Below are 9,457 nucleotides of genomic sequence, written 5' to 3' on the forward strand. Positions count from 1 at the left end.
TTAAGTCCTTGAGCGTTAGTTAACGTTACTCCGGCGCCGCCTCTGGAAACTGGCGCGGGTGCACAATTTGACGGTGTTGGCGGAAGAGACCGCTTGATTATTTTGACCGCAACCCATTGATATAACTCTATATTTTTAACAGCCATATCACGTAATACAGACCGCCCCGCGTCATCTTATTGAGCCGCTCCACAAGCCTCCAGGACGTTCTCGAAAGTATAATTTCGTGCATTAATCCGTATTCTTGCGGATTAAAATTTATCGCACTTTCAGACGGAAACTCTCTATGCGGTCGTTAAAATTAGCGACCGCAGCAACCCCCGATACCAGGCAATCGTCGTGACGGCCGACCATCGCGAATTTGCGTTGGATCAATTTTATAGGCAAAAGACGCGAGGACCGCCGCTGGCGCAGACCGGCGGCATTTGAACGGTCAATTGCAGTTCGCGGAATTGCCTCGGAGCCGCGTGCAGGCTTCCGGTTGGATAAAACTGATTGCGTCCGAGAGGCCAGCCCGAGCTTGGCGGCTCAACAAGAGAGGGAGATGCAGCGTTCGTTTGGAGTGCGGCCCCTTCAATGCTAACGGCTGCGGACAACAAGCCTCTGAGGCCGAAGCTCTAACGTTCTCCGCAACCTCAAAAAGCCCCGTTTAACCGAGACTCGGGCGAGCTATTGACGGGACAGCCCCTGGCAGACATTTATTGCTACGTTTAAATTACCGTTAGATTGGTTTTTTTAGTCGGGGATGAACGAGCACACGACCAACCCGATGCCGATTTAGATGGGAATCTTGTCGGAGGCCAGTGATTGCAGAAATTTTCAATGCGCTTTTTAATGACTATGCGTGCGCCGCCGGCTCGGCGTGACGCCTTCAAGATCGCCGCGCAACGCTGCACCACGGATAGTTTGCGTTCGTCTTCGCACGATGATGAGGCCTTGTAATATGCTGTACGCGCAATCACAGAGGAACTGGAGAGTCGTCGCTCATGCCCGGTGACTTTCCAATCTACTTGGCGGTGTACCTAGTACTGATCTACGGGACTCGCCTTTTGGAGAGATATCGGCCCATTGCGGATGTTCCCGACTCCGAGTTTCGTGATGATTGGCTAGCGGTTATCGTGAGCATCGGATTGGAAACCTTGCTCGCTCCGGTCGCTGCACTAGGTGCCGTTGCAATTACGAGCCGTACCGGGCTTGGCTGGATTCACTTACCGACCGAAGGTTACTGGTGGTACGCCTCTCTCGCAATTGTCGTGGTGGCATTGGATCTCTACAAGTACACATTCCATCGCCTTCAACATGCCATCCCGCTGCTCTGGGCCATGCATTCGTTTCATCACAGCGCGAATGCTGTTACGTTTATTACCGGTGGCCGACATTTCTGGCTGGAAAGAGTGTTGTCTGACGCCTTTCTTCCAATCATGGCGATCTTGTTTCTGATCCCACCGGATATGGTGATAGCCGCGGGCCTGATCTTTTTCGTCCCCGATACTTGTGCGCATCTCAACATCCGCATCCCGCTCGGTCGGTTTGTGACATGGGTAAACAACCCGCAATGGCATCGCATCCATCACTCTGCCCTGATGGAGCATCGGGACAAGAACTTCGCCGCCTTTTTTCCAATCTGGGACATTCTGTTTGGCACCGCGTGGGTACCGAGACCGGGTGAGTATCCGGCAACAGGGCTTGTACCTGCCGAGCGAGTAGACATTGTAGATAGCGTGATCTGGCCAGTCCGACACCTTCGGCGTCGAGAGTCTAAAAATGTATTGGGGTAAGGGACTGTTGTTGCTCTGCTGCGTAGTACTGGGCTACGCCGACCTCGTGACCACCAATGTGATCCTGAATCACGGCTTGGGCGGCGAGTTGAATCCGTTCATGCGGCTGGCTCAGACATGGCTGGGTGCATGGTGGTTGATCCCCAAGCTAAGTTTCACGTTTGTCGTGGTCTGGTTTCTTTGGCGCAGCAACAACCTTTTCAACATCTCTCTCGTGGTTGCTTTCTGCTCGACACCCGTGCTGAACAACCTCGTCATCATCGCGGGCATGAACTGAAGCAATCACTTCGCCAGTTGTCGGCAACTGGCGAAGTGATCGCGCCAACCCGCTCAGAACGCGTCACCACTTTTACATGAGGGGGCGTTCTGACTAGCGCTCGTTCCGCATGTAGGGGCTTCGCTCGGAGACGAGCCTCAGATCCGAATCGGCTGCAATCGCTTGAAGCGTATGCATGCGGGGCACGATCTCTGGATTGCCCCAGAAGACCCAAGCGATAATGCCGGCGGTCAGTATGCCGCCGCTGATAGCCAAAAGGTCCCGCCTCATTGCGCGTCCTCCGTTTGGCTTAAGCAAAGCATAATGCATGCCAATCCCGAAGAGCGAGAGCGCTAACGGACATGGTTCCCGATTCACCACCAATTAAATGAATGCTGATTAACGCTCCAATAACTTGGGTATTGATGCTATTAGCGGTTTAGACGATTAAAGTTTTGCCATTTTCAGGGCGGCCATTTTGAATGGGCGATCGATTTGGGCTGTATCAGCTTTTGCTGACGCTTGTGATCTTCGTTCCGTTTGAACGACTATTTGCTGCGAGGCCTCAGAAGATTTTCAGGCGTGGCCTGCTGACCGACTTGGCCTTTCTGTTTCTCAACGGGTGGTTGGTGGTGGCCGGCCAGATCGTCATCGTCACGGTGGCCATTCTGGTCAATCAATCGATCCTGCCTTCGGCCGTGAAACAGGCCATCGACGACCTTCCGTATTGGGTTCAGGTGCCCCTTGTGATCGTGATCGGGGACCTCGGAATCTACTGGGCTCACCGCATCCTGCATGTCGTGCCCACCATGTGGCACATCCATGCCGTTCATCACGCTGTCGAAGAGCTGGACTGGCTCGCTGCGGTTCACGCGCACCCGCTTGACACGATGTTCTTGAAGGCCGGCTCGCTGTTCCCGCTCTTCGCGCTCGGCTTCTCCACAGAAGCGATCGGGACTTACTTCCTCGTCTACTACTGGCAGTCCTATCTCGTTCATGCCAACGTGCGCTTGAACTACGGCCCTCTGCGCTACGTCCTGGTGTCGCCGGAATTTCACCACTGGCACCACAGCAGCGAGACAGAAGCCAGAGACAAGAACTTCGCCGCAATATTCTCGTTCTACGATCTGCTGTTCGGAAGCCTCCACCTTTCGAAGGGGCGGAAGCCGAAGACATTTGGCGTCGATAATCCGATGCCCACCAGCTATTTGGCTCTTTTAGCCTACCCGTTTGTCATATGGGCATCGAAACATAAACGCGACGATCCATCGGCACCTGTAGTGCTCTCCGAAGTGACAGCAAATGTGAGGGAGTCCGCCAAGGGGCTTCAATGAACGGCAATGACCAATAGACCAGAGAGTTCATACACGCGCCGCTACTCCCGTCGTGCGGTGACATCCTTTCGTGGGGTTGATGTTCTTGCTGCATTATTTCGAGCAGCGCTACGGTCATCATAATGTCCGATCGTTCCGAACCGCTTGATGCGCTCCGAGGTCTGGCCATTTCGCTGGTCATCGCCCGCCACTATTTCGGGTTCAAGTTTGGCATGGTCGGCGTTGATCTGTTCTTTGTCCTCAGCGGCTTCCTGATCGGCGGCATTCTGTTGGATAGCCGTGAACGGCCGGGCTATTTTTCATCCTTCTACGGACGGCGGGCATTCCGCATCTTGCCGCTGTATTGGCTGCTACTGGTGATCGCTCCACCAGCTCACTGGGGCTACTATCTGTTCTTCATCCAGGCCGTACCGTGGTTGCAGTTCGGCTATCCTCAGTACGAGCCAACGTTCGTCACTTGGACGCTGGCCATCGAAGAGCAGTTTTACCTGATCTTGCCACTGCTGATTTACTGGTTGCCACGACGATGGCTGATCCGAGTCCTTTGGGGCGGCGTGTTGCTCGCGCCGGTCTGGCGCTGGCTGTTCCACACCTATCTGCCAGACTATTCCTGGGAATTTCTGCTGCCCGGCCGCTTGGACGAACTGTTCGGTGGCGTTCTGCTCGCCTGCTTTATGCGTGGCTATTGCCGCTCCGGCATCGCGTGGATCATGCTGGCTTGTGTGCCGCCACTTTGCGACGTGACGTATGCCGTAACGGTTGGCCCCTTCGGCTTTCTCTCGGTCGCGGCGTTTGCCTGCTGCGTTATAGTGTGGGCGGGCGCCAACATGGGCCGGCCAGTGCTGCTCCGTCCGCTCATCTGGCCAGGGCGCCGCTGTTATGCGCTCTATCTGTTCCATTTGCTCGTGTTCGATGTATTTTTTGATCTCGGCTACCCGACTTCGGCTTGCGTCGCGCTTCCAATCGTATGGATCCTGGCGGAGATAAGCTGGCGCGCGATAGAAGCCCCGCTAATCGGCTATGCGAAAAGGAGATTTGCAAAAGCCGCGTCAGGGGTTGTCCAGATCGCTGGTGCGGTTTAGAGCGAACACTTTGAAGGTAAGCACGAGCGCGGCCGTGCCGTGTCACCGGGCGACGCACCACGGCTGTGCTAGAGGGCGGGAAAGCGGCCTGAGATTTGACCGCGACGACCGACATCAACTCCTCGGCGCCTGCGCGGCCTCGATCTCGATGGCAGGCATCGCGCGGCATTGGATAGCTTCGAAGTTCTCTTCAACAAAGCCATGATCAACTCGCGCATTTGTTCGGCCCGCTCCTCACCCTCGCCAATGCGAAGAGCCCGGCATGCCCACACTCGCCTCCGTCAATCGCCTCGGGCGGCCACGCACGGGTCGCACCTCTGTGCCGCGCCGCCCGTAACGAGTGGCCGTTGGCCCTAGGTAGGCGCAGGAATGCGGCGGCTGATCACGGGTCGCAGATCAGCCAGATCGATGAAGGCGTCAGCCTGACGCCGCAGTTCGTCGGCGGCTGTCATCGGTCGGCTTGCGACTGTCGATACCACGGTTACGCGCACGCCGCGGCGCTGCATGGCTTCAACCAGCCGGCGGAACGCGCTGTCGCCGGAGAACAGCACCATCTGGTCGAGATGCCCGGCGAGTTCCATGGCGTTGACCGCGAGCTCAATTTCCATGCTGGACTTTGTCTTGCGGCGACCGCTGGCGTCAAAGCACCCCTTATTGGACCCGGTGACAACGCTGTAGCCGTTGTAGCTCAGCCAATCGATCAATGGGCGGAGCGAGGTATATTCCTGATCCTCGGTCGCCGGGTAATAGAACGCACGCAACAGCGTCCCGTGGCCCTTGAATCTTTCGAGCAGACGCCTGTAGTCGATGTCGAAACCGAGCGCTCTGGCGCTCGCATGCAGGTTAACGCCATCGATGAACATCGCAATTCTGTCGCTCAAATCCATCGCCCACCACGAATTGCAAATAGCATCGCCGAATGGACCGTCACTGGATAGCTCTCCCGCGACTATGGTCGGTCCAATGACGCAGAGATTTCGATTTCCTTGACCGCTGCGGTAGCAGACAAAAATAGGATCAGCGTCGAGAAGCCGGCGGCTCGACCTGGCCCGGAAACAAATCTAGCACGAACGGACAAGACGACCAATTGGCGGTTCGCAAATATTAATGTTTACTCGCTAATTTAGCGGACTATGGTTGAAGGTAGAGCAAAGTCTGAAAATACGACGACTGCCGCGACGCAGACGCCGTAACTAATCGGCTTGGGTTACGCACGACCGCGTGACAGACCACGAGTGCGCTGTTTGGACGCCCGGAGCGAGGCGCGAGGATAAATTCTGACATCGAGTTGAGCAGGGGACCAGCCTTGGCATTTCGCTCGTCCCCGGAACTCCCGAGCGGCCTGCGAATTGGTCTGACGTCACGGTAATAAACTCGGCCTTTAAAATTTACCAATTAGAAATAGACGTTAACATCTCGCTCGCCAGGCAAGGAGCGCTGAGTACGCCGGGGGTCTTACCGCAGACTGAGGATTTGATCCACCCGAGCCTGCGTCTCGGCACAATGCGGTCAAGTGCTCCACCAGTCGAAGCGTGATAGCCATAGGGCCAATCGGGACCAGCACGATCACGTGCGGCCCCAGAGCCCTGTGCTTAGCCTCTCGTTTTGATGAAAACTTCAAAACCCTTAGCCTCGATAGCGCGCACGAGCTCCTCCAGACTCAGCTCAGTCCCCGCCGATCTGACCCTGCCGCGAATCTCGCCATATCGAGTCTCGCCATTGTGAGCTTCGCCGTTCGATTGCTTACCCGTCTGGAGATACGAGCGACTTACGCCCAAGACCTCAGCGATCGCATCGACCGTGCCGTTCCGTGGCACCGTCCCCTTGTTCTCCCAATGCCAGATGGCGGCTGGGCTGACCTTTATGAGCTTTGCAAACTTCGCCACATTCATGGAGCGCTGCTCCCTAAGTTGCTTTAGTCGTCCGGAAAACTCCGGGTCGTGTTTTGATTTTGCTTTCGGCACAGCCGCTTTTCCTATTTGCCTTCCATTTTGGTCCCAGATCGAGATCGAGATCGAGAATCAAGACAGAGATCAGAGCAGGAACGAGACCTGCTTCCAATGCGCAATCTCACCAATCCTCCGAAGGCCAGGCGACTTCAGGGCAGCCAAGTCACGCAATGAATCAAATTTATGATCCGCGGGAAGGGATAGCAACTAAATTGACGATCTGGTAGATAAATTAATCGACGCAACCGAGAATAGATCCAGTATTTGATCAACCAATTTTGTGGGCGCCTGTTGCCGTAAAGCCCGAGCCGCAGCCTCGCCGGCATAAAGAGAACGTCCGCTGGTTTCAACGTCTTATTCGCCTAGCCTAGCTGTGCTCCCTATCGGCGCCGTCGACCGCGATGCCAATGACCACACACCTCACTCGCTCCGCCTCCGCACGACAAACCGGTTCCCGCCTTGCTCAGCGCTATATAGCGCGGCCGGAACGAACGACTGACTACGAATCTTCGCTGAATTCGCGCTAAAACGTTCGTCCAGCTTTCGCCGGCTCACCCAAACGGGTCCGCCAAAACATGCGGCGGACGATAAGGGGAGACGGAGCGCGCCAACAACAACGTTGCGCAACCGACAACGTTCGGTGCTCGATGCGAAGCTGAGCGACGCCAACCACTCGCCCGCCGACATCCCGGCCGCAATCAGGTTTTCAGTTTCTCTTCGCCCGTTTCCGGATGTACCGGCAGTCCACCAGTTTGCAGAACTGGAACATGTCGACTATTCAAAGTCTATAAAATTACGTTTTGTTAGCTTTAATTATAGCAATCACTACCGCTGAATTAGGATTCACGACTGATGGCCGATTCGATCGCTGGTAGTTTCAGCATTAGCGATTTTATTTCATTCACGTATTTTGAGGAAGGTGATCTCCGAACTCGGCGGTGTTCAATTTGCACGGACAGTGCCGCCAAGACGCTCGTGCTCACCACCACGCTGACCATGGCCTCGGAAATGCGGGCTCTTTTGCTTTTTCGCAGATTGAGCGTGCCGAAAGCGAAATTAAGATGCGGATCTCGCCGGAGCGAATAGAGCACTACAATGCAACGCAGTCACCCGATGAGCCCGACGAGGTCGTCATCCTGATCGAGGGAGAGCGTTCCGATCCAATCCAGGGGCGGATGAAAAAAGCGGATGCCCGGTCTTTCGCGGCGTTTCGACAGCCGCCGCGTAGCATGGGCAGAAGCCAAATTAATCGGCTCGCTCGAGCGATCTGCCAGTACTCTGCGGTAACACAGGATCAAAGGCGTTGCGGTCGAAGTCGACCGATCTTACCGGCAATGCAGCTGAAGCAAGGCCACTTGCTTGGCAACTTCGCGCATTCAAGACGCTCCGAAGACAACGTCCGACGGCGAACCCACGTGACTAATGTGGCTTGGGTCCGAGGTCTGTGGCAGTCATCAAAAGCGCAGCAAGCGACCTGCAGCCGGCCCTCTCCATTTCCGTGAAGGCCTCGTTCAGCAACGTCCGCATTTCCGAGGCAATTTCCAGGGTGGTGCTGAGCATCAGCCTCTTGCCCGCACTGTCCTTGAATACGAATACGGCCGAATTCGCCGGATCCTCGCTCTCGAAGTAGGTGAACGAGGTGAACGCATTAATACTGTTTTGACTAAACACCCGATCGGTCATCAAGCTGTCGTCCCGGTTTGCGGACCTGAGTTTATGCTATCGGAAGTATGTTTCTGCGTGTCAATATAGCTTCACATTATTACTATCATCCCACTGGCTTCTGCAATCCAACATATCGAACGACCGTAATAATACGGGCGGGAATGTTCGGGGCATCGCAGCAGTCGCCGGTTCGAACAATTGGGCTGGACGGTCGTGAGCGCAGAAGGCATTGGACTGTTCTACACGGGCTACCCACTGGGGGCTCGGTTCCTTTCAATCGACCTGCGGAAGCAACTATCAACCGGCTCCCGCTCCCGCCGTTTCCAGGGGATCGCGACGGCGCTTGAAAAAGCCTTCCAGTGCTACTTAGATTAAGGACAGCAAGTTCGGTTCTGCCTGTGATCCTGGGGTACGGTTACGGGTAACTTGATCAGCGATCGGCCTATATGTCCGACATGCAAGCACAGGGTGGCCCTGGTACGAATTTCTCCCGGCACACGCGGGTTTGAAGAGCGGACGTTCGAATGCACAACCTGCGAGAGGACCGATAAGGTTGCCGTGGCCGTCGATCGCATGAAGACGGACGCTATCGGTTGGCTCGCCAGCGAACTTCGGCCGCCGCGCTGACCCAGGGTCCGTAGAGGACTCTCACCTCCAAGTCATCGGTCAGACACCACTCCGACCAAATCGCGCCAGTCACGGCGCTCCGCGCCATGCCCGGCGCACCCGGCAAAAAGGCCGGGCGATCGCCCGGCCTTTTCGAGCCGTATCCGCGCGTCGCTCAACGCTTCAAGATCCCGGATAGTATCCTGTCGCGGGTATTTCCGGGGACGCCGGTCGTTCGACGGAAGTTGCGGAAGTCGGCTAGGATCTCGGGCTCTTAAGCCTTACACCTTCGCCTTTTTGGTCCGCATCCAAGAACTCTATGCCTGCTTTGGCCAGGGCTTTTTGGATTGCCAGCAAGGTACTCGTTCGAGAATCAACAATCCCCTTTTCCAGCCTCGCGACGGCATTAAGCGACACGATCGCTTTGTCTGCCAACTGCTGTTGGGACCAGTCCAGTAACGCTCTGGCAGCCCGAATTTGTCGAGAGGTGATCATATTGACCACCTTCGACGGCTCTAGAAAATATGCCACTATAAGGGCATAAATACACCTGATAAGGTTATTTATGCACCCATCGAGTAGAAGCCTCGTGTGGATAGGTTCTGGCGGCGGCGATGCTGCCCCCTACCTTTTCTGCGCGCGTGCTTAGCTGAAAGGTATTCTTATGAAGAAACCGCCGCTTGATCCGGCTGTCGAAGACCTCGCTCCAACCGACGCGATGCTCACCGTCTATGATGAGCAGCACATGATCACTTATCTGCGTTTACTCGATGCGGATGCGGACGGC

General features: G+C 55.7%; 8 protein-coding genes and 1 pseudogene. 5 read left to right on the forward strand and 4 right to left on the reverse strand.

All coding sequences use genetic code 11. The annotated features are described in order from the left end of the window. Window positions 1-986 precede the first annotated feature (986 nt). The 4 genes from UP10_RS13935 (at window position 987) to UP10_RS13950 (ending at window position 4,450) form a co-directional block, all read left to right on the forward strand. Complete coding sequence (locus UP10_RS13935; protein ID WP_044587911.1) at window positions 987-1,778, forward strand: sterol desaturase family protein; 792 nt, start codon at window positions 987-989, stop codon at window positions 1,776-1,778. After that, window positions 1,765-2,055, forward strand: coding sequence for a DUF5658 family protein (locus tag UP10_RS13940; RefSeq protein ID WP_245321738.1), 291 nt, complete (start codon window positions 1,765-1,767; stop codon window positions 2,053-2,055). Before UP10_RS13935 ends, UP10_RS13940 begins: the two co-directional genes overlap by 14 nt. A gap of 461 nt (window positions 2,056-2,516) precedes the next feature. After that, entirely contained in the window at window positions 2,517-3,368 is an 852-nt protein-coding gene (locus tag UP10_RS13945; protein ID WP_044587913.1) for a sterol desaturase family protein, read from the forward strand. Between the two features lie 122 nt (window positions 3,369-3,490). Further along, window positions 3,491-4,450, forward strand: coding sequence for an acyltransferase family protein (locus UP10_RS13950; protein ID WP_044587914.1), 960 nt, complete (start codon window positions 3,491-3,493; stop codon window positions 4,448-4,450). Window positions 4,451-4,803: 353 nt separating this feature from the next. Here the strand turns inward: UP10_RS13950 and UP10_RS13955 are convergent, their stop codons facing one another. From UP10_RS13955 to UP10_RS13970, 4 genes are all read right to left on the reverse strand, one after another. Further along, complete coding sequence (locus UP10_RS13955; RefSeq protein WP_245321739.1) at window positions 4,804-5,313, reverse strand: LabA-like NYN domain-containing protein; 510 nt, start codon at window positions 5,311-5,313, stop codon at window positions 4,804-4,806. Between the two features lie 729 nt (window positions 5,314-6,042). Continuing rightward, window positions 6,043-6,414: a helix-turn-helix domain-containing protein gene (locus UP10_RS13960; RefSeq protein WP_156179893.1), complete on the reverse strand. Its 372-nt coding sequence runs from the start codon at window positions 6,412-6,414 to the stop codon at window positions 6,043-6,045. A 1,404-nt stretch (window positions 6,415-7,818) separates the two neighbouring features. Then, on the reverse strand, window positions 7,819-8,082 hold the full coding sequence (locus tag UP10_RS13965) for a hypothetical protein (RefSeq protein ID WP_044587916.1): 264 nt from the start codon (window positions 8,080-8,082) through the stop codon (window positions 7,819-7,821). 846 nt (window positions 8,083-8,928) lie between these two features. Beyond that, complete coding sequence (locus tag UP10_RS13970; RefSeq protein ID WP_044587917.1) at window positions 8,929-9,165, reverse strand: helix-turn-helix transcriptional regulator; 237 nt, start codon at window positions 9,163-9,165, stop codon at window positions 8,929-8,931. A 169-nt stretch (window positions 9,166-9,334) separates the two neighbouring features. Here UP10_RS13970 and UP10_RS45790 point away from each other — a divergent pair. Beyond that, window positions 9,335-9,457, forward strand: a pseudogene (locus tag UP10_RS45790) (DUF2285 domain-containing protein); the annotation flags it as partial.

The sequence above is a fragment of the Bradyrhizobium sp. LTSPM299 genome, assembly GCF_000938235.1.
GTDB lineage: Bacteria > Pseudomonadota > Alphaproteobacteria > Rhizobiales > Xanthobacteraceae > Bradyrhizobium.

Excerpts from the sequence above, each read along its gene's own strand:
- UP10_RS13965 (WP_044587916.1), bottom strand. The coding sequence starts at position 8,082 with ATGACCGATCGGGTGTTTAGTCAAAACAGTATTAATGCGTTCACCTCG.
- UP10_RS13950 (WP_044587914.1), top strand. The coding sequence starts at position 3,491 with ATGTCCGATCGTTCCGAACCGCTTGATGCGCTCCGAGGTCTGGCCATT.
- UP10_RS13935 (WP_044587911.1), top strand. The coding sequence starts at position 987 with ATGCCCGGTGACTTTCCAATCTACTTGGCGGTGTACCTAGTACTGATC.
- UP10_RS13955 (WP_245321739.1), bottom strand. The coding sequence starts at position 5,313 with ATGTTCATCGATGGCGTTAACCTGCATGCGAGCGCCAGAGCGCTCGGT.
- UP10_RS13970 (WP_044587917.1), bottom strand. The coding sequence starts at position 9,165 with ATGATCACCTCTCGACAAATTCGGGCTGCCAGAGCGTTACTGGACTGG.
- UP10_RS13945 (WP_044587913.1), top strand. The coding sequence starts at position 2,517 with ATGGGCGATCGATTTGGGCTGTATCAGCTTTTGCTGACGCTTGTGATC.
- UP10_RS13940 (WP_245321738.1), top strand. The coding sequence starts at position 1,765 with ATGTATTGGGGTAAGGGACTGTTGTTGCTCTGCTGCGTAGTACTGGGC.